This is a genomic window from Pseudoalteromonas sp. CO325X, assembly GCF_004208955.1.
Classification (GTDB): domain Bacteria; phylum Pseudomonadota; class Gammaproteobacteria; order Enterobacterales; family Alteromonadaceae; genus Pseudoalteromonas; species Pseudoalteromonas ruthenica.
Map to the genome: position 1 here is coordinate 38,279 of NZ_SGPG01000029.1, position 23,593 is coordinate 61,871.

Here is a 23,593-nt window from a genome sequence, read left to right on the forward strand (position 1 = left end):
AGGAAGTATGAGTCAGAATGTTTATCAATTTATTGACGTGCAGCGCGTGGATCCAAGGAAAAAGCCGATTTCCACACGCAAGCAACAGTTTGTCGAGATTTACGAACCATTTTCGCAAAACCAAGTCGACTCTCAGGCCGATCGCTGCTTGGATTGCGGCAACCCCTATTGTGAGTGGCAGTGCCCGGTCCATAATTACATCCCGCAGTGGCTAAAGCTGATCCGCACTGGGCGTATACTCGAGGCAGCTGAGCTGTCTCACCGCACCAATAGCCTGCCAGAGGTGTGTGGGCGGGTATGCCCGCAAGACCGTCTTTGTGAAGGCGCTTGTACGCTCAATGAAGACTTCGGCGCGGTGACTATAGGGAATATAGAAAAATACATCACCGATACCGCGTTTGCTATGGGCTGGAAGCCTGATATGAAGCACGTAGTGTGGACCGATAAAAAAGTCGCCGTTATTGGTGCTGGCCCCGCTGGCTTGGGGTGTGCTGATGTGTTGGTACGCAATGGCGTTAAGCCGGTGGTATTTGACCGTCATCCGGAAATCGGGGGGTTGCTAACCTTTGGTATTCCTTCTTTCAAGCTCGAAAAAGAAGTAATGCAGCGTCGTCGTGAAATCTTCACCGAGATGGGAGTGGAGTTTCAACTGAATACCGAAATAGGCAAAGATATTGAATTGCAAAGTATTATTGATCAATACGATGCAGTCTTTTTAGGTGTTGGCACATACCAAAGCATGCGCGGCAATTTAGCCAATGAGGATGCCGAAGGCGTCTATGACGCATTACCCTTTTTAATTGGTAATACTAATCGCGTGATGGGCTATGACGAAAGCCAAACGCCTTTTGTTGATATGCAAGGCAAGCGCGTTGTCGTGCTCGGCGGTGGAGACACCGCGATGGATTGTGTGCGTACTTCGGTGCGTCAACAGGCAAGCCATGTGATCTGTGCCTATCGTCGCGATGAAGAAAATATGCCAGGCTCAAAGCGCGAGGTGAAAAACGCCAAAGAAGAAGGCGTGGAATTCATGTTCAACGTGCAACCCAAAGGTATTGAGGTGAATGAACAAGGCATCGTCACCGGTGTGAAAATGATAAAAACCCAACTCGCAGAGGCGGATGAAAATGGTCGTCGCCGCGCCGAAGAAGTCGCGGGCTCTGAACATGTCGTGGCCGCTGACGCCGTGCTCATAGCTTTTGGCTTTAAGCCCCACAAGATGGAGTGGTTATCGCCGTTTGGTGTCGAAATCAATAGTTGGGGTGGGATCACTGCGCCTGAGCAAGGCGAATATACTCACCAAACGACTAATCCAAAGATTTTCGCTGGCGGTGACGCGGTACGAGGATCCGATCTGGTCGTCACCGCGATCTTTGAAGGTCGAAACGCCGCCGAGGGCATCATGGACTACCTCGAGGTATAAAGTTCTTTTCTGGGAAAATCAAAGCGGGCCCTTGTTGGCCCGTTTTTTTATAGCTAACAGTGACTGAAAAAGGATAAGCTAAAAACCGCTCAACCGGTTTTTCATCCGTAAGTGCAAATTATGACAGGGAGGTAATGAGCTATGGAATATGTGTTAGCGGTGACTCTGTTTGCCATTTCTGCTTCCATCACCCCAGGACCCAACAATATTTTAGTGATGACTTCTGGCGTTAACTTTGGCGTTAAGCGCAGTCTGCCGTTACTGACAGGCATTTGCGTGGGCTTTGCTGTTATGTTGTTGCTTGTCGGCCTAGGATTTTCTTATGTATTTAGCAGATACCCAAGCCTGCACTTTGTCATAAAGTGTTTAGGTGTTCTTTATTTACTCTATCTTGCGTTTGTTATTGCTTTTTCATCCGCTGCCATTGAGGGGAAGGAGCAGCATCGACCTTTATCATTTATCAATGGTGCGTTATTTCAATGGGTTAATGGTAAAGCTTGGGTTGTTGCTAGCGGCGCTATTGCCGCTTTTACGAGTGTTGGAGGGGAATTTAGTGGCGACAATATTGTTATCGTCCTGACTTTCTTATTGGTGTCATTTCCCTGCGTTGGCGTGTGGCTAATGTTCGGTTCAATGCTTAAAAATCTACTCAACACCGCAAACAGACGTCGCTGGTTTAACCTGGCAATGGCATTGTTACTGGTGTTATCGGTGATACCTGTGCTCAAGGAAATAGTAACAGCACTTTAGTGCACAGCCTCAATCCATAAGACCGTACACTGGCTAATGTCGAGTTGTTAGCGCTCTGAGCGCTCATATAGAGTTAATCGAGTGTAATCCCTCACCCGTGTGCGGCAATCAACTCTTTGGCGTTAGCCAGAGTTGCTTTACTAATGTTGTCTCCTGCTAATAACCGTGCAATTTCATCGACTCGTCCTTGCTTATTCAATGGCTGCATCTGTGTATAGGTCTCATCATTGGCCACTTCTTTGGCGACAAAAAACTGGTTCATAGCACTGGAAGCCACTTGCGGTAAATGGGTCACACAGATTACTTGTGTTGATTCACCCAAACGACGTAATAACTTACCTACCGCAGCGGCTGTCGGGCCAGAAATACCCACATCCACTTCATCAAAAATAAGAGTAGGCGTGGTAACCCGTTGAGCGATAATTACTTGAATCGCTAAACTGATGCGCGATAACTCGCCTCCGGATGCTACTTTGCTAAGCGCCTGTAAGGGCTGGCCTGGGTTGGTACTGACCATAAACTCTATGCGGTCTTGGCCTAGCTTACTGGGGGGTCGTTCGTTGTCGTAATCAAGCTCAATGGCAAAGCGGCCATTTTCCATCGATAATTCATGCATACTGGCGCCAATTAACTCGCCCAGTTGCTCAGCCGCGTGTTTGCGGCTGTCTGAAAGCGCTAAACTGTGCTGCTGATAAGCAGCCAGTGCCGAGGCTATTTCTTCGTCTAATTGGGCTAAACGTTGGTCATCAACGCAAATAGCTTCTAACTCAGCCTTAATATGCTGATGGTGCTCTACTAAGGCGTCGGGTTCAACCATGTGCTTTCTTGCCAGAGTTACTGCGGTGCCAAGACGCTCATCTAGATACTGTAAGCGCTGTGGATCCAGCTCGGCGCCATCGCAATAAGCGCGTAACTCGCGGCTAGCCTCTTCCACTTGCACACACGCATCATTGAGCATAGTCGCTACGCCCTCGAGCGCGTTATCAATGTTGGCCAGTTCGGCGATAGCAGCGGCGCTTTGTTGCAATGCACCGTTAATGGTTTGTTCTTCGCCCTCATACAAGGCATAAAGCTGTTGTTGTGAGCCTTCTAGTAACTGCTGTGAATGACTGAGTTTGTGATGCTCAGCTTCAATGTCAGCGTATTCACCCTCATTGAGGGAGAACTCATCAAGCTCAGCAACTTGATATTCAAGCAGTTGCTTCTGTGCTTGTTGTTGGGCGTGCTTAGCTTCTAGCTGCTGGCGTTCGCGATGGAGATTGGTATAGGTATGATGTGCGCTGGCCACTTGTTCAAGTAGTGCACCGTGGCCTGCGTATTCGTCTAGCAAATGCAGCTGCTGATCGCTTTTTAACAACAGTTGATGAGCATGTTGGCCGTGGATGGAAAGTAAATATTGGCCCAACTCCTTTAGCTGTCCAGCGGTGACGGCAATGCCATTAACGTAACTTTTACTACGGCCATTTTTAGCAACCACGCGACGCAGCAAACACTCGTCATCATCGCCCTCTAACATATGCTCTTGCAAATACTGTTGTGCTTTAGGCAGCTGGCTAATATCAAACCGCGCGCTAATATCGGCTTGCTTTGCCCCTGGGCGCACTGCGCCAGCGTCAGCACGTTCACCTAAACACAGCGACAGCGCATCAATAGCAATGGATTTACCGGCCCCTGTTTCACCGGTTATGGCGGTCATGCCACTGCGCCATTGGGTTTCCAATTCGCTTACAATGGCAAAATTAGTAATTTTTAATCCACACAGCATACTGTTCATCCATCCAGTTATGTATAACTGTTAATCTATACAGTGTTTGTGGTTTTTGCAAATTAAATTTTAAACAGTTTCGTGCCGAGCTGATGAGTGCTCTTGCTGCTCATCGACGTCGTCCTCAGTCTCATCAGGCTCGTCTTTAAGCTGCTCGTGGTCACTGAGATCGGCGGAGGTAAGCTGCGTCAGCAGGGTAGGGAGGATGTCATGGTAAAACGCAGCATTAAACTCGATACCGCGTGTGGGTAATTCACTAATAAAGTATTGAATCCGCTCTGCTAGGGTATCTATGTCGTTACGCACATAAGACTTAGCTAATTCGCTGTCCAACGTCTGCAGCACACGTTCACTGATGTATTCTAAATACGTGAGGTTATCCTCATTGTGCCCTTGAACAACGAAGAAGTTGCTGCAGATAGCATTGAGTTGCGGCACATGTTTGGGACGTAGAATGCGAGCTTCTTCATACTCATGCAGATGGCTTTGAAAGCGTTGTTGAACTTGCTTGACCCGAGCGTTAAACATACGTCGTTGAGCCTCTCGCGCTTTCTCACGGTTGCGCTCAATGACCATGTACACACCAAGCAAGGTAATAAGTAAAATAAGTGTCAAGATGACGACGAAAACCATGAGGATACGAGTGGGAACCGAAAACAACGAATGCCCTATTCTTATGTAAATAGGGCCTAATTGCAATAAAAACTGAACGTTAAGTTAACGCTGGCTAATACAAGCGTGAGCCCCAGTTTAGCTTTTGCCTCAACACGTTATAGTACGAATAGTCAGTTGGATGGACTAGCCGCAAAGGCTTTTCAGCCTTTTTAATAACGACCTCATCACCAGGGAGCAGGGCCAGTACCACATGACTATCACAACTCACTTGCAGGCTATCGGTATTACTAGGACTGAGTTGCAAACGCACCACACTGTCGCCATCAACGACGAGCGGGCGGCTGGAGAGGGTGTGTGGGAACATAGGTACTAGCGACATGGCATTTAGACCTGGCGTGAGTATGGGCCCGCCACCAGAAAGTGAATAGGCGGTAGAACCCGTGGGCGTGGACACTATCAGGCCATCTGATTTTTGCGAAAAGACAAAATCATCGTTGATAAAACACTCAAATTCAATCATATGAGCCACTTTATCGGCGTGCAGTACGGCCTCATTCATGGCTGAGTTGGCACTTTTTAGCTCAGCATGGCGAAACACTTCGACTTCCAATAAAAAGCGTTTTTCTTCTATATACTGACCGCTGAGAACCTGCTCTAAAGAGGCTTCAAAGCTATCGGGGTTTAAATCGGTTAGAAAGCCTAAGTTACCTCGGTTGACGCCGATCACCCCAACATCAAAGCGGGCAAGCACCCGAGCAGCACCAAGCATGTTACCATCACCGCCGACAACAATCGCCAAATCGGCCCGTTCACCCAACTCCACTAAGTCCACCAAAGTGGCTTCTTTCGCGTCTTCAAGTTGGCCGCCATAGTGGCGCTCGACCAAAACCTTGTAGCCTAGTGCTTGCAAAAAGGTATAGAGGCGTTGTAATGTCAGCGCCGCGCCTTCATGATTGGCTTTACCAATTAAGCCTATGGTTTTAAAAGATGCGCTCATAAATGTGCCAAGACCGAACTAACTCCTTATAGAGTAACGCAAAAGTCAGGGTGTTGAAACTGAGGCAAAGAGCCTAAATTATAACTATATGAAATTATCACCACGTGACGAGCAGATTTTCTCTGCTGTAATGAGCTTGTATTGCGACGGCGAAGGTAATCCTGTCGCCTCGACCCGCATTGCTAAGCAAAAAGGCATGGCGGTGTGCAGTGCCACCGTGCGCAATGCCATGTCTCGACTTGAAAAGCTCGGTTTACTGTACTCACCTCATACCTCTGCGGGGCGTATTCCTACTGAGCAGGGGTTTGCGTTTTGGTTTGACAGCTATTTCGACCTTGACCAACTCGGCTTGTATTGGCAGCCCCCGCAGGACAAACTGATTGAGTTTGCGCATCACCTCGCGCGACGCTTTAAAGTGTGCGTCTGTGTCGGCCTACCACAGGTAACGACGCAAGTTGTATTTCGAGTTGAAGTACTTGATTTTGACCGCAAACATTGGCTAGTGCTGCTGCTTGACCGGCACGGGCAAAGCCATAACATTCTTATTACTAAGCCCGTCGAAGCCAATGACGACATTCGCTATCAGTTTGCAACTTGGCTGAATTCGGTGTTTGCCCAGCAAAACCTGCTCGAGGGGATCCACCGCATGAAAGCAATGAGTCGCACTGCACCGCATTATTGTCATGGTTCACTGGCTCAGTGGACGCGAGAGCTGGGTAATAAATTGGGCACTGATAACAGCATCGTGGTGGGCGAGAATAACCTCTACGCTCACAGCCAGCACGACCAAGAATATGCTATTGGAGTGCGCTTTTTACATGCGGTTGAAGACAAGCTGGCCTTTCGCAATGGCGTGTCGGTGCTACTAGGTAACAGTGTGCCGATGCCGGGATTTGATGACTTCTTAATATTGAGTTTGGCTTACTTTGCGAATCACGAATACCAAAGCCGGTTTTGTGTGATTGCCCCAAAATCAGCAGAGATCGAAGCAATTATTCAAGAATTTGCGCAAATCGAAGAAGTGGACCTTGAAACCACTTAAACCATCCCCATAATGAAACGCAGTTAAGCAGTTTTTGGAGAACAGATAAATGTCCGAGCAAACACAGGCGAAAGAAAACGAACAGGACAACCCGCAAGAAGCGGTGGAACAAGAGCAGGCGAGTGAGCAACAAGCTCAAGGCGATGATAACAGCGCAGAAGCTGAAATCGCTGCGCTTCACGCAGAATTAGAAGCGGCGAAGCAAACGATAGAAGATCAAAAAGATAGCGTTGTTCGCGCTGCTGCCGAAGTGGAAAACATTCGTCGCCGTGCAGCTCAAGATGTCGACAAGGCGCACAAGTTTGCACTGGAAAAGTTTGCCGGTGATCTGCTTCCTGTGCTCGATAACCTTGAACGTGCCATTGAGTTCGCTGATAAAGACAACGAGGCTATTAAGCCTATGCTCGAAGGCGTTGAAATGACAGCAAAAAGCTTTGTTGAAGCGCTTGGCAAATTTAACGTTGAAGTGGTTGAGCCTCAAGGCGAAACATTCAACCCTGATTTACATCAGGCAATGAGTATGCAACCCAGTGAAGACGTAGCACCTAATACTGTGCTTGCAGTGATGCAAAAGGGCTACACACTCAACGGTCGCTTGTTGCGCCCGGCTATGGTGATGGTGTCAAAGGCACCGTAATAGCCTTTAGATAATGTTTTAAATGCCCGCTTAGCGGGCATTTTTTTTGTGGTGCCAAAACTGGGTAAGCAGAATCAGTACTAGGGCACTGAACATCATACTTGAAAATGGCACCGCATTTTCAGGATGGATCAGGGCGAGAATAGGCCCTACCAGCGCGCCGCTACCAAAACGCAAGGTACCAATCACGGCGGTTGCCGTGCCGGAGTTGCGTTCGAATTCCATTAAAATAAGGGCATCAGCATTGCTGGCAATGATACCCAAACTCATCATTAATGGCGCAATACTAAAGACAATAAAGTACAGTGACTGCTGCATTAGGCTCACTGTGAGTAAGGTGCCGCCGGCCATAAAAGCCAGAGCTAAGCCGATAAACAACATGCGCCGAGAACCCACTTTTGGCACCACACGGGTATTGACGAAGTTGCCTATCATCAGCGCTATTACGTTAAAGGCAAATAACACCCCAAATAATTGCTCTGACACTTCAAAGTAATCTAAATAGATAAACGGCACCGAGGTCAAAAAGCAAAAGAAAGCGAATGACGCCAACATTGAGGAAAGTATATCTGCCCGGGCTTTAGGTTCGCTCAGTACTACCGAGTAGCTTTCAAAAAACAGCCTCAAGCCACGCTTTTCGCTGCGATAAATGGGAATGTCGATCAGGTGCATTTGCACCCACACAAGAATAAATACGGCATAGCCCGCTAACGTTAAGAAAATCACTTGCCACTGCGCAAGGCCGAGGATCAGCGAGCCAATACTCGGGGCAATGAGCGGCGCAATCATCATAATCATCGACACATAGCTCATGCCTTTAGCGGTATTTTGCTGATATATATGACGAATAATGCCAGGCACCACAACGGTAGCAGCGGCGCCGGTAAAGGCTTGCGCAGCACGTAATGCCCAAAAAAGATGGATGTCTTGGCAAAATGCCAATGCCAATGAGCACAGCGCGAATAGCCCAAGGCCAATGCGGGCAAGGCGACGACGGCCCATTTGATCGGCTATGGGGCCAAAAAACAGCATACCTAACGCATAACCACCTAAGTACACACTCAGTGAAATTTGTACTTGTGGCATGGTCGCGCCTAAATCAGCGGCAATTTGCACCATCGCCGGCAGATACATATCCACCGCAAGCGGGGTAATAGCAACAATACTGGCTAACAGCGGCAGTAATAAACGCCGACTAGGCGTTCTTATATCGTCTGTGGACATAGAATTCAGTCTTCAATTTGATAGTGTGGAGAAACCAAGGCTGGCTTGATACTTTTAACGTATTGGGGTTCAGCGCAGACGGATAAAACACCTTGGTTTGTTCACTATATCACCCGCTGCCAGTAGGTAACAGCCAAATGTTATTAAGATAATGTTAATTATACAGTTTTATACTTTTGCGTAGAGCTAGGCGAGCCCCATCACACTTTGCTATGCTAACCTCATTCGGTAAATAGGGAACAAATCATGAAACATGCTTTAATCGCGCTGGCGCTTGTCGCCGCGCTTGGTGGATGCAAAACATCGCCAACAGGGCGCACCCAAGTGGCTTTATATTCAGACAGTGAGATGAGCCAACTCGGCGGTGCTAGCTTTGAACAAATGAAAAAAGAACAGAAGATCAACAAAGATCCGGCCACCAATGCCTATGTGCAGTGTGTGGCTGATGCGGTGATCACCGTTCTACCGCAGCAATACGCGCAACAAGAGTGGGAAGTGGTGGTGTTTGATGAACCCTCGGCGAATGCCTTCGCATTACCAGGTGGCTACATTGGTGTGCACACCGGGCTATTAGATGTCGCGCAGAATCAAGATCAACTCGCGACGGTGTTGGGTCATGAGGTGGGACACGTGATTGCTGAGCATTCAAATGAACGCGTTTCGCAAAGCCAACTACTGCAAACGGGTATGCAGTTAGGCGCCGTGGCTCTGGATATGAGCGAGGTGAGCTATCGCAATGAGATTATGCAGGCCTTGGGTCTAGGAGCCCAATTTGGGGTGGTGTTGCCTTTTAGTCGTACTCATGAAAGCGAAGCCGATGAAATCGGTCTTGAGTTGATGGCCAAAGCAGGCTTTGAGCCCCAACAGTCAGTGGCATTGTGGCAGAATATGGCCAAGCAAGGTGGCGCTCGTCAGCCAGAGTTTTTATCAACCCACCCGGCGCCATCAAGTCGCATTACGCAGTTGCAAAAGCAAATGACCAATGCACAAAGCTTGTATAGCAGTGCTCAAAAGCAAGGCAAGCGCCCGCAATGCCGTTAGTCGCTCGGTAAGCACTTAAATGCTCAGCGCCTATAAAAAACTTAAACAAAGGCCGCCAGTATTTATCCCACTGTTACTGGCGCTTGTGCTTATTACTGATAGTTTGATTAGCGCGCCGGTATTTGCCATACAGTGGCACAGTCCCATGCTGATGTATCGTATCGGTGTGGTGTTTAGCTCGGTTAAGTTAGTACTGGCTGGTGGTTTGAGCGCATATTTGTGGTGGGCGATAGAAAAGCGCAGCTACAGGCCTTTGGCTACTATCGCCGCGCAAGCGGTCATGCTAATGAGTGCCTTACATGGCATTTTACTGCTTGTGGGTATGCAGAGTGTGATCGATAAATCAAAGCACTATGAGCAGATTGGCCCTTATGTGTTGGCGCAACAGCACAATGATAACGAGCCTGGCTACATGCAGGTGCTCTATGCATATTGCCCTAAAGCACTGGGTTTTTACCGCTTAACAGAGGTTCAGCGCCAGCCCGGGCCTCCTGCGATGCTGTTAGTCAAGCGAGATAAACAATGGTTTGTGCAAGGCACTGACCATGCACTGCCATCACCTGGAGAAATCTGTGGCCAATAATTACTTAGTGACACTATTGATAGCCGTGGCGAGTTATAGCGGTTTTAGCGATGCCAAGGGCAGTGATAGCGCTTTGCATCTAGACCCTAGTTTGCCAACAAACTTAGCGCTTGCCTTTGCTAATGATAACAATATTGAGCCGGATATCAGTGCTTTCAAAGTATTAAATGTGGTGCCTATGAGCAGTCGCTCTGGGCGTCGTGTGGCGATGCTGACCATTGAAAACACTGAAAGCGGCCAACGCAGTTTGAATCATCAGCAGGTCATGGGGCTGTTTGCCGATGGTACGCGGCGCTCGCCAGAGGCCTTTAAGTATTTATTTACGGGGCACCAACGTTTGTCTATTACCGTTGACTTTGCACGCTACGATCATCCACTGCTGCAGGTGTACACACGTAATGAATAGCCAATGGGCCAGGGGAATTTGGAACAAAGAGGTAAGCGTGCGCTTACCTCTGAAAAAAAACAGCGCTAAGCGCGGCTGATAAACTTGCTCTCAGCGGTGTTAATTTTAATCTTATCGCCGCTGGAAATGTGTTCAGGCACTTGTACTACCAGCCCTGTACTCAAGGTTGCCGGTTTGGTGCGTGCACTGGCCGACGCCCCTTTAATGGATGGTGAGGTGTCTTCAATCACTAATTCAACGCTAGTTGGTAGGTCGATGGACACAGGGCGTCCTTCAACTAACACCACCTGTAAACCTTTGGTCGACTCGTCAATAAACAGTAGCTGTTCAGCAATGCTGTCTTTGTTGAGATGATAGGGGGTGTAGTCCTCTTCATCCATAAACACATGCTCATCACCGTCAACATACGAAAACATCGCAGCACGACGCTGTAAATCGGCAAAATTAAGCATGTCTTCGGCTTTGAACGTTTCATCCACCTTGGTGCCATCAACCACATCATACATACGCATGCGGTATAGGCTCCCACCGGCACGGCCTTGAGGCACAGAGCGCTCAATGTCGCGTACAATCATCACCCGACCTTGATACTCAATAGCCGCGTGTTTTTTTATCTCACTTGCCTTGGGCATTATTATTATTCCTCGATTATCTAAGAGCTGTAAGTTACCTGATCAAAAGGTCCAAGCCAAGTGAATTTGCGGAACCGACTCAGAGGTATTGGTGCCCAGTTTATTGTGCCAATATTGCCATTCGATACCTAGCATCAAGGTGCGTTCTTTGGCGTTAAGCGCGTGGCCCAAATCCCACTGCAGGATCGGTTGTGCTAGTACCCAGTTTTGTACTTTTTCGCCAAACTCATTAGTGCGGCCATCGATGTACTCAACGTGGCCGGTAAAGTAGAACTTTTGCTCGCCGAGGCTAAAAGGTGCGCCCCAGGCAATATCCAGCATCCAACTGTCGCTTTCGGTTGGCGCGCCGCCGGCACTAACGCCATCGCTATCATCAATATAAGCCGTGACTAAGGTAGAGAAAAAGTCAAAGCCATCCACCTGCCAGTCGAGTTTCACCCCGGGTAGGTATTTCAGCACCTTGGCATCGCCTGCGGCATTAAAGCCCATTACAAAACCGACATCCTTGAGAGGGCCGGCACTGATATTTTCGCCAGAGATTTTTGATAGGCTGAAATTCGAGTACCACTCACCGTAGAAATCACTGTCTTGGTAGCCATCATCAAGGTCATCATGAATAACATCGATAAAAAAGAAGTTATCGCCGTAATCGTAAGCCGACGCGTGTTGCAAAGACACGACGCTGGTATCTGCTTTTTGGCCCGAGAAAGGATTTTTAAAGTCGCCATAATTCACGTGCAGTTGAGTCTGACTCCAATTGGCCGCGAACGCTGGCATGCTCAGCAAGCTACAGCCTGTCAATGCACAGGCGACAAGGTTACGTGTATTGATTTTCATAACAAGATGTTTCTAAAAGGAAAGTCAACGCAATTATAGCAGATGATGGCGAACAACCACCATCTGCATGGCGTTGATTTAACCGCGATGGCGCCGCAGTATGATGGTAATAATTGCCGTAACAGCCAAGATGAAGCAGTAATAAGCCGAGGTTGATACCTGCCATGGACTAATGCTAAACGTTGCACCTAGTAGCAGAGCTTGGGCGCCGTAAGGCAATGAGCCTTGTAGTACACAGGCGAAAATATCCAGTAAGCTGGCCGAGCGCTTTGCTGCAATGTCGCCATCGTCTGCGAGCTTCTTAGCCACCGGGCCTGCGACAATAATGGAGACCGTGTTATTGGCAATACACAAATTCGATGTCATCACTAGCAGCGCAATACCAATTTGGTCAGCCACCTTGCGATTGAAACGGGCAATGATTTTGGTCAACGCTTGAATTTTATTGGCAAGGTAATCCAGCCCCCCACCTCGGCGAATAAACTCCGACAGGCCACCGATGAACATGGATAACAAGAAAATCTCTTGCATGTCACTGAAACCCTGATAAACGTCTTTTACAAAGGCACCGCCTTGGTAGTCGCCTGTAAAGCCCATTATTGCTGCGAAGATAATGCCGCTAAAGAGCACTACAAAGACATTCAATCCCATCACTGCAAGCACAAGAATAAAGAAATACGGCAACACTAAGAGCCAATCAAATTCCGCAACTTCTACCTGTTGTGGCGGTGGTGTGAGCATGACCAATAATGTAATTGTTAAAATGGCGGCAGGCAGGGCGATTTTTAAATTCTCACGGAATTTGTCTTTCATCTCGCAGCCTTGGGTGCGTGTAGCCGCAATGGTGGTATCAGATATGATCGATAAGTTATCGCCAAACATGGCCCCGGAGACGATAGTACCCGCCATAAGTGCAGGGTCGATGCCTGTTTTCGCCGAGACGGCAAGGGCGATTGGGCCGATGGCGCCAATGGTGCCCATAGACGTGCCCATGGCCGTCGATACTATCGCGGCTATTAGGAACAGCCCAGGTAATAGCATACTTGCAGGAATAAAAGACAGGCCGGCATTGACCACAGCATCAACGCCGCCGGTGGCTCCAGCAACAGCGGAAAATGCGCCGGCCAATAGATAAATCAAACACATGGTGATGATGTTGCTATGCCCAGCACCACGAATAAAGGTTTCCACCGAGGCATTAATGCTTTGTTTTGTTATCAAAAAGGCGATAACGATGGCTGGTAGAATCGCGACTGGGGCAGGGAGTTGGTAAAACGCATAATCGACACCTTGCGATTGCAAATACAATCCAGTGCCCAAAAATAGCGCGACAAAAATAAGCAGTGGAAGCAACGACAGTTTTGCCGTTGTTGCGTTGTAAGTAGGCTGCATGAATACCTCAAAAAATGATCGCCAACAGCCAAAAGTTCTTCTTTTAGCTGTATTTCTTTCGCATGATTTGTCCATCAAACCCTGCGTGCGCCCGCAAGCCAAAGACCAAATCGGCGCGTAATTTTGGGCAGTTTATACGTATGGACGGCTAAAGTCTACGGCGTTCATTGTGGTTGTTGTTATTTTACTCAGTAGTAACACAAAAAATTAACATTATCGAGCGCTTAGCCATAATTAGCGGGCTTACCTTGGGCCTAAATTGCAATCGCACACGACATGACTGCAGGGCATTGTTTTGAATCTTTCTCACTCGCGCACCCTGTGCATCTGCGTTAGCATAGAGGCTATCAGTATTTCATTGATTGAAGGAAAATATATGTCTGCTCGTGTAGGGGTACTCGGTGCCAATGGCCGAATGGGGCAAGTGTTATTAGCTGCAACCAATAATGATGGTGACACGCAGCTCGCAGGCGCTTATGTACGCGCGCACTCGCAACTGCTCGGTGTCAACGTCAACAATGTAGTTAAAGACCTAAACGAACACGCTGAGGGCTTAGCTTTTAGCGCCTTCGATGAGCAAAGTCAGTGTGACGTGCTGATTGATTTCACCCTTCCTGCTGGCATGCTGGCCCACCTTGATATCGCCGTTGCTAAAGGCACGCCGATGGTGATTGGTACCACTGGGCTTGATGAGCAACAAATGCAGCGTCTGTATGATGCCAGCGAGCATATCCCCATTGTTTTTGCCCGTAACTTTAGCGTCGGTATTAATTTATTACTTAATTTGGTGCAAACGGCAGCGCAGAAAATAGGTGATGACGCCGACATAGAGGTTTTCGAAGCTCACCACCGCCATAAGATTGATGCACCATCAGGGACCGCATTAGCCCTTGGTGAAGCCATTGCCGAAGCCAAACAATGGCAACATGATGACGTCGCTGTGTATGACCGCTCACAAAGTGAGCAGGCCAAATCTCAAAAGGAAATTGGCTATTCGGTGCTACGAGGTGGCGATATAGTTGGTGAACATACGGCTTACTTTGCATTAATGGGTGAAAGGCTTGAATTAACACACAAAGCAAGCTCAAGAATGACGTTCGCGCAAGGAGCTGTGAGGGCTGCGAAGTGGGTGCAAAATAAGCAACCTGGCTTTTATACTATGCAAGATGTGCTCGAACTATAGAACTTTAAGGGTGTTTTTACGAGTTTCGGGAGTTTTTCATTGAATAGGTGCTGTTTTTTATATTTACAAACTTTTAATTAGATCTTTCTCCGACTCTCGTGTAGAATATCGTCAATTTGCCAAAATTTCATAATGCGTATAACCAAGCGCTGCAAACGGGTAGTAAATCGGTCATTTTTACTCCCGTTTTTTACTGTTAGGAGGTTAACTTGACTAAATCCGCTCTGTTAGTCCTAGAAGACGGCACAGTGTTTCGCGGTACTGCGATCGGCGCTGACGGCATGTCAGTGGGTGAAGTAGTATTCAACACGTCGATGACTGGTTACCAAGAAATCTTGACTGATCCGTCATATGCCGAACAAATCGTTACCCTGACTTACCCGCATATCGGGAACACGGGTACTAACAGCGAAGACGAAGAAGCGGCACGTATCTGGGCTAAAGGCCTAGTTATCCGCGATTTGCCACTGCTAGCGAGTAATTTCCGCAACCAACAATCGCTCGACGATTACCTAAAAGAACGTAACATTTTAGGCATCGCCGATATCGATACCCGTAAGTTGACTCGTATCCTTCGTGATAAAGGGGCGCAAAACGGGTGTATCATCGCGGGCGATGAGGTTGATGAGAATAAAGCCCTGGAAGCGGCGCAAGCCTTCCCTGGGTTGAAAGGCATGGATTTAGCCAAAGAAGTCTGTACCAGCGAGCCATTCGAGTGGCGCGAAACCAGCTGGACACTGGGCGAGGGCTTTAAAACCCTAAGCGCTGAGGATGAAAAGTTTCATGTGGTTGCCTACGACTTTGGCGTTAAGCGCAACATTCTCAGGATGTTGGTGGATAGAGGCTGTAAGCTCACGGTGGTGCCGGCACAAACCTCGGCAGAAGAGGTGTTAAAGCTTAATCCCGATGGCATTTTCCTCTCTAACGGCCCAGGCGACCCAGAACCTTGTACTTACGCCATTGACGCCATTAAAACCTTCCTAGATAAAAACATCCCTATTTTCGGCATTTGCCTTGGCCACCAATTATTAGCACTGGCTTCAGGTGCAAGCACTGCAAAAATGAAATTTGGCCACCATGGTGGTAACCACCCGGTAAAAGACCTTGACCGTGGGGTAGTGATGATCACTGCGCAAAACCATGGCTTCGCGGCGGATGAAGCAAGCTTGCCAGAGAACCTTAGAGCGACACATAAATCGTTGTTTGATGGTACCTTACAAGGTATCCACCGCACCGATAAGCCTGCGTTTAGTTTCCAAGGCCACCCAGAAGCTAGCCCAGGCCCCCATGACGCAGCCCCGTTGTTCGATCACTTTATCGAACTGATGCAAGCGCAATCTAACTAATTTAAGACCGGAGTAATAATGCCAAAACGTACTGACATAAAAAGCATTCTTATCTTAGGCGCAGGCCCGATCGTTATCGGTCAAGCTTGCGAATTTGACTACTCGGGTGCTCAAGCCTGTAAAGCGCTTAAAGAGGAGGGTTACCGAGTAATCCTTGTTAACTCTAACCCTGCTACGATTATGACCGACCCAGAAATGGCCGATGCCACCTACATCGAGCCTATTCACTGGGAAGTAGTAGAGAAAATCATCGCCAAAGAGAAGCCTGATGCGGTGCTGCCAACCATGGGCGGACAAACCGCATTGAACTGTGCACTCGAGCTGGATAAGCACGGCGTGCTTGCTAAGTATGACGTTGAGCTTATCGGTGCCACGGCGGATGCCATTGATAAAGCGGAAAACCGTGAGCGTTTTGACGCCGCGATGAAAAATATTGGCCTTGAGTGTCCGCGTGCGGAAATTGCGCGCTCTATGGATGAAGCCCACGATGTGCTTTCGCGCATTGGCTTTCCATGTATTATTCGCCCGTCATTTACCATGGGCGGCACCGGCGGCGGTGTGGCTTACAACATGGAAGAGTTCGACGAAATCTGTACGCGAGGTCTTGACCTATCGCCGACCAATGAGCTGTTGATTGACGAAAGCTTACTGGGCTGGAAAGAGTACGAAATGGAAGTCGTGCGGGACAAAAATGATAACTGCATCATTGTCTGCTCAATTGAAAACTTCGACCCTATGGGCGTACACACCGGTGACTCAATCACTGTAGCGCCGGCACAAACACTGACCGACAAAGAATACCAAATCATGCGTAACGCCTCGATGGCGGTACTGCGTGAAATCGGCGTAGAAACCGGTGGCTCTAACGTACAATTTGGCGTTAATCCAGATAACGGCCGCGTGGTCATTATTGAAATGAACCCTCGAGTGTCACGCTCATCGGCATTGGCTTCAAAAGCGACTGGTTTCCCGATTGCAAAAATCGCTGCCAAACTGGCTGTGGGTTATACCCTGGACGAGCTGCAAAATGATATCACCGGTGGCAAAACTCCGGCGTCATTCGAGCCGTCTATTGACTACGTTGTTACGAAAATTCCACGTTTTAACTTTGAAAAGTTTGCCGGCTCTAATGACCGCCTAACCACACAGATGAAGTCGGTGGGTGAGGTAATGGCTATTGGTCGTAATCAGCAAGAGTCACTGCACAAGGCACTACGTGGATTAGAAGTAGGCGCGACCGGCTTTAACCCGGTATTGCCTATTGGTGAAAAAGGCGCGATTGAGAAAATCACTCGCGAGCTACGTGAGCCGGGCGCTGAGCGTATCTGGTACATCGCCGATGCGATGCGCCATGGTATGAGCGTGGAAGATGTATTTAATTTAACCAAGATTGACCGCTGGTATCTGGTGCAAATTGAAGACATCATCAAAGACGAAGAAAAAGTCAAAGAAGGCGGCCTAGCTGGCCTTACTGGCGACTTCTTACGTGCTTTAAAACGTAAAGGTTTTGCCGATGCGCGTATTGCTGAGCTTGCCGGTGTGTCGGAAAAAGAAATCCGTAAAAAGCGTCAGCAGCTGAATATTCTGCCCGTATACAAGCGCGTGGATACCTGTGCAGCTGAGTTTAGCTCAGACACTGCCTACATGTACTCAAGCTATGATGAAGAGTGTGAAGCGGCGCCTTCAGACAAAGACAAAATCATGGTTATCGGTGGTGGTCCAAACCGTATTGGTCAAGGTATCGAATTCGACTACTGCTGTGTGCACGCAGCACTGGCGATGCGTGAAGACGGTTATGAGACCATCATGGTGAACTGTAACCCTGAGACAGTGTCAACAGACTACGACACCTCAGATCGCCTATACTTCGAGCCAATCACCCTTGAAGATGTTCTGGAAATTGCGCGTGTTGAAAAGCCAAAAGGCGTTATCGTGCAATACGGTGGACAAACGCCATTGAAACTGGCGCGCGCTCTAGAAGCGAACGGTGTGCCAATCATTGGTACCTCACCGGATGCCATTGACCGTGCAGAAGACCGTGAGCGTTTCCAGCAAATGGTTGAGCGTTTGAACCTGCTGCAACCTGAAAATGCCACCGTCACGTCGCAAGAAGAGGCGATTGCCAAATCAAAAGAAATTGGCTTCCCGCTGGTGGTTCGTCCCTCTTATGTACTGGGTGGCCGAGCGATGGAAATCGTTTATGATGAAGACGACCTACGCCGCTACATGAATGAAGCGGTATCGGTGTCTAATGAAGCCCCAGTGCTTTTGGACCACTTCCTTGATGATGCCATTGAGGTTGACGTAGACGCGGTGTGTGATGGTGAAACCGTTATTATCGGCGGTATTATGGAGCACATCGAGCAAGCAGGGGTACACTCTGGTGACTCAGCATGTTCTCTACCTGCCCATACACTGAGCCAAGACATTCAAGATGTTATGCGTGAGCAAGTGCGCAACATGGCGCTTGAGCTGGGCGTAATTGGTCTTATGAATACTCAGTTCGCAGTTAAAGACGGTGAAGTTTACCTGATTGAAGTGAACCCTCGTGCCGCGCGTACAATTCCGTTCGTATCAAAGGCGACGGGCGTGCCACTAGCTAAGGTAGCGGCGCGTTGTATGGCTGGTCAAAGCCTAGCGAGCCAAGGCATCAGCAAAGAAACCATTCCACCTTATTACAGTGTTAAAGAGGTGGTGTTACCCTTTGCTAAATTCCAAGGTGTTGACCCAATTCGTGGCCCAGAGATGCGTTCTACCGGTGAAGTGATGGGCGTTGGTGATACTTTCGCCGAAGCCTTTGCAAAAGCGCAGCTTGGAGCAGGTAATGCTTTACCACGCGGTGGTCGCGCGTTACTATCAGTACGTAATGGTGACAAAGCGCGAGCTATCGAGCTTGCTAAAACCATGACTGAACTAGGCTTTGAACTAGACGCAACCTCAGGGACAGCGCAAGCGCTTGAAGATGCGGGCATCGCAGTTCGCCGTGTAAACAAGGTATTTGAGGGCCGTCCTCATATCCTTGACCGCATTAAAAACGGCGAGTACAGCTACATCGTAAACACCACCGAAGGTCGCCAAGCGATTGAGGATTCCAAAGTGTTACGTCGTGGCGCCTTGATGCACAAGACAAACTACACCACCACCTTGAATGCTGCGTTTGCCAACTGTACGGCTAACTCAGCAGACGATCGTGGCCACGTAGCGTCAGTTCAAGAGTTACACCAACGAGTAAACTAAGCGCTTGGCCGCAGTGTTGCTGCGGCCTACCGTAAGTGGGAAAACTATGCAAAAAATTCCAATGACCGCACGCGGTGCAGAGCTATTGCGTGAAGAGTTAAACGAATTAAAGACAGTAACGCGTCCAAAGATCATCGCTGATATCGCCGAAGCGCGTGAACACGGAGATTTGAAAGAGAACGCCGAGTATCACGCTGCCCGTGAGCAACAAGGGTTCTGTGAAGGTCGTATTCAAGAAATTGAAGCGAAACTGTCGAATGCGCAAATTATCGACGTCACTAAAATGCCGAACAACGGCAAAGTGATTTTCGGCACCACGGTCACCATATTAAATGTGGATACCGACGAAGAAGTACGTTATCGCATTGTTGGTGACGACGAAGCGGATATTAAAAATAACCTGATTTCGGTTAATTCACCCATTGCTCGCGGTCTTGTCGGCAAACAGCTCGACGACAGCGTGAACATTGAAACACCCAATGGTGCGGTGGAATACGAAATTATCGAAGTTGAATACCTCTAAACGAGCGTATTCATTCTAAAAAGCCCGCGCCTTGACGCGGGCTTTTTTATGGCAGTGATGCACTTACGCAGTGAAACCGTGTGCTGCGCATCATAGCCTGCGCAAATGACTCAACAAGGAAGCTCCCATGCGTTACCCTGCACCGTTAAAACCCGGTGATACTATCGCCGTTCCCGCGATCTCCTCAGGTGTCGATGCGCCTTTTTGGCCACGTTTGGATTATGTACTGGAGGGCCTTAAGCAACGCGGCTTTCAAGTACGAGAGGGCGACTCGCTACGAAAACAAGGGTTAGTGAGCGCCTCTCCTGAAGCGCGCGCCAATGAGCTGATGGCACTGCTATTGGATGAGACGGTGGCTGCAATTATGCCGCCTTGGGGTGGGGATTTCGCTTTAGATTTATTGCCCCACTTGGATTTTGATGCCTTAGCCAATGCCGCACCTAAGTGGTTAACAGGGTTTTCTGATATCAGCACCATGAGTGCCGTATTAAGCTATCGCTGCCAGTGGGCAACCATGCACTGCGCTAATTTAATGCAATTAGGCATCAATGACCGCAGTGCTCAGGTTGAGCAAGTATTTACGGCGCTGAACTTGAGCTTGGGCCAGCAATTGCAACAACGCAGTAGCCAATGTTATCAGGCGACACACCCCAACTACCGTACGCATCCCAAAGCCGTTTTTAAGGGAGATACGCCAACTCACACGCGCATGTTATCAGGGGCGCACTCAGCGCAGTTTGCTGGACGTTTAATCGGTGGCTGCGCCGATACATTATTTCCTTTGCTATGCAGCTCGCTGTTAGACCTAAAGCAGTGGCGAGCACATAACAATCAAGGTGTGATTTTGTATTTGGAAAATGCCGAGCTGAGCCCGGCACAATTTGCTCGGGGCTTATTGGCGGTGCGCGCCACTGGAGGCTTAGAGAATCTAAGTGGCATTATTCTCGGGCGTTCATTGTGCCTAGGGCAGGGAGATTTTAGCTACTATGATGCCCTTGATTATGCCCTCCAAGGAGTGGCGTGTCCGGTTGTTCTCGATGCTGATATTGGTCATGTTGCGCCCAACTGGGTCATGGTTAATGGTGCCGATACTGAATGTGAATTTAAACAGGGTGAACTTAGCCTGGTGCAGCACTATCGCTAACAGCGCGATATACAAAGGCTGATACATAATTTTTAAGGAGCTAATAAATGCAAAAGGACAAAGTGATGGCGCAGTGGTGTTTAGAGGAGCAACGCCGTCAACAACAACACTTAGCCACGTTTAATAATTTGCGCCCTACATGGAAAAGCTGGGTGGCGCGTTTGCTTAGCAATTTGCTGGTGGTACTGCTATTACAAGCCATGTATCCAGAGGTGCTGAGCGAACCAGTACTCTATGTGCTGGTGATTTTGATATTCGCTCAGGGTTTTGACATGCACAATCAACACAGGCGCATTAATAAACGTATCGATGCGCTGTATTCACTGTTGTCGCACAAGGATTAAACTTTATATTGGTAATTTAATGTTGCACTAATACAATGGAAATAGGCTGGCTGGATGGTCAGCTTAGTGTAAGAAGCGCACGGTGGTAACGCTTGCTGTGAACGCCACAAAATAGCAGGCTAAACTCAGCAACGGAACAGCGCAAAGCAAGCGTTTTCGTCCATTTTAAGGCGCTTATTAGGTGCGCCAGTGTTGATTATTTTAACGACGCATTTATTGATGAAAGTATGCCCGGTAAATATGTTTGGTCAATGCCAAATTCATATTTCAAACAAGAACCCTATGTGGCTTCTTCAAATACGTGCCCAGTTACTGCAATATGACCTTTACCATTTCCCGCTAATTTGACAGTAAACGGATCTTCAAGAGGAAAAAGTGTTGCGACCCCTTTAAGCTTTTGAGTAAGTACGGTTAAAGAGCTTTGAAATGATTGCAACGCATACAAGTCTAAATAGGCTGATACTTCCGCCATAAATCCATTCACTCGCACATTAACAGCAGCCTGCGCCATGCCATCAGAGGAGAACTCTGAGTTTAGCTTTATGCTAATATGTTCATTTCACTGCTGCCAATTAATATCATGCGCACCTAACGCTTGGTCAATGGGTAAAAATAGTTTGGCAGTTTTATCACTTTTAATCTCTTGTTAGTTCTTATCAGAGCGCGGATTTGGATTATATGTAGCTGAATAAATAACAGAGACTATTTTCCAGCCATCTATGGTTTTGATCAGATCCCACGTTTCATCACCCCAGTTCATTTTGTAATCCCCGATATGAAAACTGTACTTAAAGTATACCGAAGCAATTTCACCATCTGATTTTATAGTTAGATCCCAATACTTCTCTTCAATATTCTCTTCGGATGAAGCAATCCAGCCAATAAAGCCAAGGTGAGTTGCATATATAATCCCGTCGTTACTTGGTAGGTTTCCTTTTCTCTTTTCAGGGTTTACTCCAAGCCATGGTACGTTATTGCTATAAAAAAGGTTAGTAAAAGACTGCTCATCTTTATTCTTGATAGCCAACATAAACTCATCAACAACCTCAACTATCTGCTTATGACTATGTTTAGGGCTCTCGCTTGCATATAGAAAAGAGTGAAAACACACTAATAATAAAATTAATAATCTTTGGACTTTCATACAACTCCCTTTGTTAAAATTAACGCCCAACTCAGCGGGCAATAGAAGCGCAGCGTAAATTGGTCCGCTGCAGTTGTTTGTTAAGTGCTAAACCTCATCTAGATGACGGCCAACAAACTCCATTGAGCTATTCCATGCAAGCTTAATCTCATTTGACTCAGGATCTCTGTACCATGCATCAGACCAACTATTTTCATGGCTCCACTCCCAAGCGACTTTTCTTCCCTTTTCGAAGTGAGTTCGAGTCGTTGGGAAAATTCGGTAGAATATTTTTGCGCCACTGGAAGAGGCACTTTTCAAAATTACACCTTTTCCGTTGCTGATTGGAACAGTGCATTTAGAATCGGAAAAAATGGGCACTCCAGGATGGTGTACCCAATTTGTTTCCCTAGGGAGGGCTTGGAGTGATTTTAGAATGCTAACACCAGAATCTATTGCACTTAAAATGTTACGTTCGTCAGTTTCGCCACCGTGAATTATTTTATTTCTCGTTTCCCAAAACAGTCGTAGACTGCTAGAGATATGTCTCGGCAGACCATAATGGCTATCTAATTCATCTATTGCTTGTCTCAAATTTATACTTTTCCGACCTTTTAACTTACCTATGCTAGCAAGTGTTTGTTTTGCCTCTTTTTCGATCTCAGCAGCAAGCAAGATCAGAGCTGCTTTAGGTGACCTCGCGGCCTCGTGAATGATGGCTTTTACACTTGATTCATCATCTTCTAGCTCATTTCCGTCTGAACTTTCAACTTCGCTTGATGGAATAGCAGAAACCTCTTCGGACAACTGCGATGCTGAGCGCTGGAGATTTGCTAAAGAATCGTTTAGTTCTACCTCTTGACCAAGCAATTTGCCTTTCTTAAATCTACCGATGGCATCTGCCAGCTGACTTCTAAATAAGAACAAAACCACAAACGCGAAAATCGGCCACAATAGACTGGCTAATGCTTTTAATAATTCAGATATTTCACTCATGGTTAAAATCTCTAAGGGCACTTAACAAATTATTAGTGAGACCTTGCAAGGTACACAACCTTGTAAGGTAGGAGGTGATCTATGTATAGATACACTAATAAAACTTAAAAAATAGTTAAATCATACACTAATCGAAATAGTCATACTTCACAACAGGAAAGCTTTGTTCCTTCTAAAGGTATTTTAAAACTTAGAAGGGTGATTAAAATCGCAGATGTCGATTGGGGAAAATCTATAGACATAATGACTCCCACACGGTGCTAGCCTCCGCATTTTCGTGGGTTAGCTTAAAGCCAGAGCCATAATTAGTTTGCAAATTAACTAAACAGCAGAGGCTAGCATGAACAAACATA

24 protein-coding genes are annotated in these 23,593 nt (G+C 47.6%); 14 read left to right on the top strand and 10 right to left on the bottom strand.

Annotation, left to right across the window (positions count from 1 at the left end):
* Positions 1-7: 7 nt before the first annotated feature.
* Positions 8-1,423, top strand: a complete 1,416-nt coding sequence (locus tag EXT46_RS15285) for an FAD-dependent oxidoreductase (protein WP_130148326.1) — start codon at positions 8-10, stop codon at positions 1,421-1,423.
* Between the two features lie 141 nt (positions 1,424-1,564).
* The gene (locus EXT46_RS15290) at positions 1,565-2,173 is read left to right on the top strand and encodes a LysE family translocator (protein ID WP_130148328.1); all 609 of its coding nucleotides are present in this window, start codon (positions 1,565-1,567) and stop codon (positions 2,171-2,173) included.
* Between the two features lie 91 nt (positions 2,174-2,264).
* On the opposite strand, the gene recN is transcribed toward EXT46_RS15290, so the two are convergent.
* From recN to nadK, 3 genes are all read right to left on the bottom strand, one after another.
* The gene (gene recN / locus EXT46_RS15295) at positions 2,265-3,938 is read right to left on the bottom strand and encodes a DNA repair protein RecN (RefSeq protein ID WP_130148330.1); all 1,674 of its coding nucleotides are present in this window, start codon (positions 3,936-3,938) and stop codon (positions 2,265-2,267) included.
* Positions 3,939-4,007: 69 nt separating this feature from the next.
* The gene (locus EXT46_RS15300; protein WP_205988248.1) at positions 4,008-4,553 is read right to left on the bottom strand and encodes a hypothetical protein; all 546 of its coding nucleotides are present in this window, start codon (positions 4,551-4,553) and stop codon (positions 4,008-4,010) included.
* 112 nt (positions 4,554-4,665) lie between these two features.
* Complete coding sequence (gene nadK, locus EXT46_RS15305) at positions 4,666-5,550, bottom strand: NAD(+) kinase (RefSeq protein WP_022946172.1); 885 nt, start codon at positions 5,548-5,550, stop codon at positions 4,666-4,668.
* Positions 5,551-5,638: 88 nt separating this feature from the next.
* Here nadK and EXT46_RS15310 point away from each other — a divergent pair, with 88 nt between their 5' ends.
* Both EXT46_RS15310 and grpE read left to right on the top strand, forming a co-directional pair.
* A complete protein-coding gene (locus EXT46_RS15310) occupies positions 5,639-6,592 on the top strand; it encodes an HrcA family transcriptional regulator (RefSeq protein WP_053911515.1) in 954 nt (317 codons plus the stop codon).
* A 49-nt stretch (positions 6,593-6,641) separates the two neighbouring features.
* Positions 6,642-7,229 carry a nucleotide exchange factor GrpE gene (gene grpE, locus EXT46_RS15315; protein WP_022946174.1) on the top strand — a complete coding sequence of 196 codons (588 nt, stop codon included), beginning with the start codon at positions 6,642-6,644 and terminating at the stop codon, positions 7,227-7,229.
* Between the two features lie 30 nt (positions 7,230-7,259).
* Here grpE and EXT46_RS15320 read toward each other — a convergent pair whose 3' ends face one another.
* On the bottom strand, positions 7,260-8,453 hold the full coding sequence (locus tag EXT46_RS15320; RefSeq protein ID WP_130148331.1) for a multidrug effflux MFS transporter: 1,194 nt from the start codon (positions 8,451-8,453) through the stop codon (positions 7,260-7,262).
* 246 nt (positions 8,454-8,699) lie between these two features.
* Here EXT46_RS15320 and EXT46_RS15325 point away from each other — a divergent pair, with 246 nt between their 5' ends.
* Genes EXT46_RS15325 through EXT46_RS15335 form a run of 3 tightly spaced genes read left to right on the top strand, consistent with a single transcriptional unit; the run spans position 8,700 to position 10,483 of the window.
* A complete protein-coding gene (locus EXT46_RS15325; RefSeq protein WP_045980319.1) occupies positions 8,700-9,494 on the top strand; it encodes a M48 family metallopeptidase in 795 nt (264 codons plus the stop codon).
* A 19-nt stretch (positions 9,495-9,513) separates the two neighbouring features.
* Positions 9,514-10,077 carry a hypothetical protein gene (locus EXT46_RS15330; RefSeq protein ID WP_130148333.1) on the top strand — a complete coding sequence of 188 codons (564 nt, stop codon included), beginning with the start codon at positions 9,514-9,516 and terminating at the stop codon, positions 10,075-10,077.
* On the top strand, positions 10,067-10,483 hold the full coding sequence (locus EXT46_RS15335) for a hypothetical protein (protein ID WP_130148335.1): 417 nt from the start codon (positions 10,067-10,069) through the stop codon (positions 10,481-10,483). The genes EXT46_RS15330 and EXT46_RS15335 overlap by 11 nt, the downstream gene beginning before the upstream one ends.
* Before the next feature lie 65 nt (positions 10,484-10,548).
* On the opposite strand, the gene yeiP is transcribed toward EXT46_RS15335, so the two are convergent.
* The 3 genes from yeiP to EXT46_RS15350 form a co-directional block, all read right to left on the bottom strand.
* Positions 10,549-11,115, bottom strand: a complete 567-nt coding sequence (yeiP, locus tag EXT46_RS15340; RefSeq protein WP_045980321.1) for an elongation factor P-like protein YeiP — start codon at positions 11,113-11,115, stop codon at positions 10,549-10,551.
* Between the two features lie 42 nt (positions 11,116-11,157).
* A complete protein-coding gene (locus tag EXT46_RS15345) occupies positions 11,158-11,952 on the bottom strand; it encodes a nucleoside-binding outer membrane protein (protein WP_045980322.1) in 795 nt (264 codons plus the stop codon).
* 78 nt (positions 11,953-12,030) lie between these two features.
* Positions 12,031-13,344 carry a Na+/H+ antiporter NhaC family protein gene (locus tag EXT46_RS15350; protein ID WP_022946181.1) on the bottom strand — a complete coding sequence of 438 codons (1,314 nt, stop codon included), beginning with the start codon at positions 13,342-13,344 and terminating at the stop codon, positions 12,031-12,033.
* On the opposite strand from EXT46_RS15350, the gene EXT46_RS19115 reads away from it, so the two are divergent.
* From EXT46_RS19115 to EXT46_RS15380, 7 genes are all read left to right on the top strand, one after another.
* Positions 13,343-13,465, top strand: a complete 123-nt coding sequence (locus tag EXT46_RS19115; RefSeq protein ID WP_268838372.1) for a hypothetical protein — start codon at positions 13,343-13,345, stop codon at positions 13,463-13,465. The genes EXT46_RS15350 and EXT46_RS19115 overlap by 2 nt on opposite strands.
* A 255-nt stretch (positions 13,466-13,720) precedes the next feature.
* A complete protein-coding gene (dapB, locus tag EXT46_RS15355; RefSeq protein ID WP_130148338.1) occupies positions 13,721-14,527 on the top strand; it encodes a 4-hydroxy-tetrahydrodipicolinate reductase in 807 nt (268 codons plus the stop codon).
* A 209-nt stretch (positions 14,528-14,736) separates the two neighbouring features.
* Positions 14,737-15,873: a glutamine-hydrolyzing carbamoyl-phosphate synthase small subunit gene (gene carA, locus EXT46_RS15360; protein WP_022946183.1), complete on the top strand. Its 1,137-nt coding sequence runs from the start codon at positions 14,737-14,739 to the stop codon at positions 15,871-15,873.
* 18 nt (positions 15,874-15,891) lie between these two features.
* A complete protein-coding gene (gene carB / locus EXT46_RS15365) occupies positions 15,892-19,110 on the top strand; it encodes a carbamoyl-phosphate synthase large subunit (protein WP_022946184.1) in 3,219 nt (1,072 codons plus the stop codon).
* A gap of 46 nt (positions 19,111-19,156) precedes the next feature.
* Entirely contained in the window at positions 19,157-19,633 is a 477-nt protein-coding gene (gene greA, locus EXT46_RS15370; protein WP_022946185.1) for a transcription elongation factor GreA, read from the top strand.
* A gap of 127 nt (positions 19,634-19,760) precedes the next feature.
* On the top strand, positions 19,761-20,777 hold the full coding sequence (locus EXT46_RS15375; protein ID WP_130148340.1) for a S66 peptidase family protein: 1,017 nt from the start codon (positions 19,761-19,763) through the stop codon (positions 20,775-20,777).
* 47 nt (positions 20,778-20,824) lie between these two features.
* On the top strand, positions 20,825-21,121 hold the full coding sequence (locus tag EXT46_RS15380; protein ID WP_130148342.1) for a hypothetical protein: 297 nt from the start codon (positions 20,825-20,827) through the stop codon (positions 21,119-21,121).
* A 280-nt stretch (positions 21,122-21,401) separates the two neighbouring features.
* Here EXT46_RS15380 and EXT46_RS15385 read toward each other — a convergent pair whose 3' ends face one another.
* From EXT46_RS15385 to EXT46_RS15395, 3 genes are all read right to left on the bottom strand, one after another.
* Positions 21,402-21,593: a hypothetical protein gene (locus tag EXT46_RS15385; RefSeq protein ID WP_130148344.1), complete on the bottom strand. Its 192-nt coding sequence runs from the start codon at positions 21,591-21,593 to the stop codon at positions 21,402-21,404.
* A 174-nt stretch (positions 21,594-21,767) separates the two neighbouring features.
* Positions 21,768-22,265 carry a hypothetical protein gene (locus EXT46_RS15390; protein WP_130148346.1) on the bottom strand — a complete coding sequence of 166 codons (498 nt, stop codon included), beginning with the start codon at positions 22,263-22,265 and terminating at the stop codon, positions 21,768-21,770.
* An 87-nt stretch (positions 22,266-22,352) separates the two neighbouring features.
* Positions 22,353-23,240, bottom strand: a complete 888-nt coding sequence (locus tag EXT46_RS15395) for a hypothetical protein (protein WP_130148348.1) — start codon at positions 23,238-23,240, stop codon at positions 22,353-22,355.
* Between the last annotated feature and the right edge of the window lie 353 nt (positions 23,241-23,593).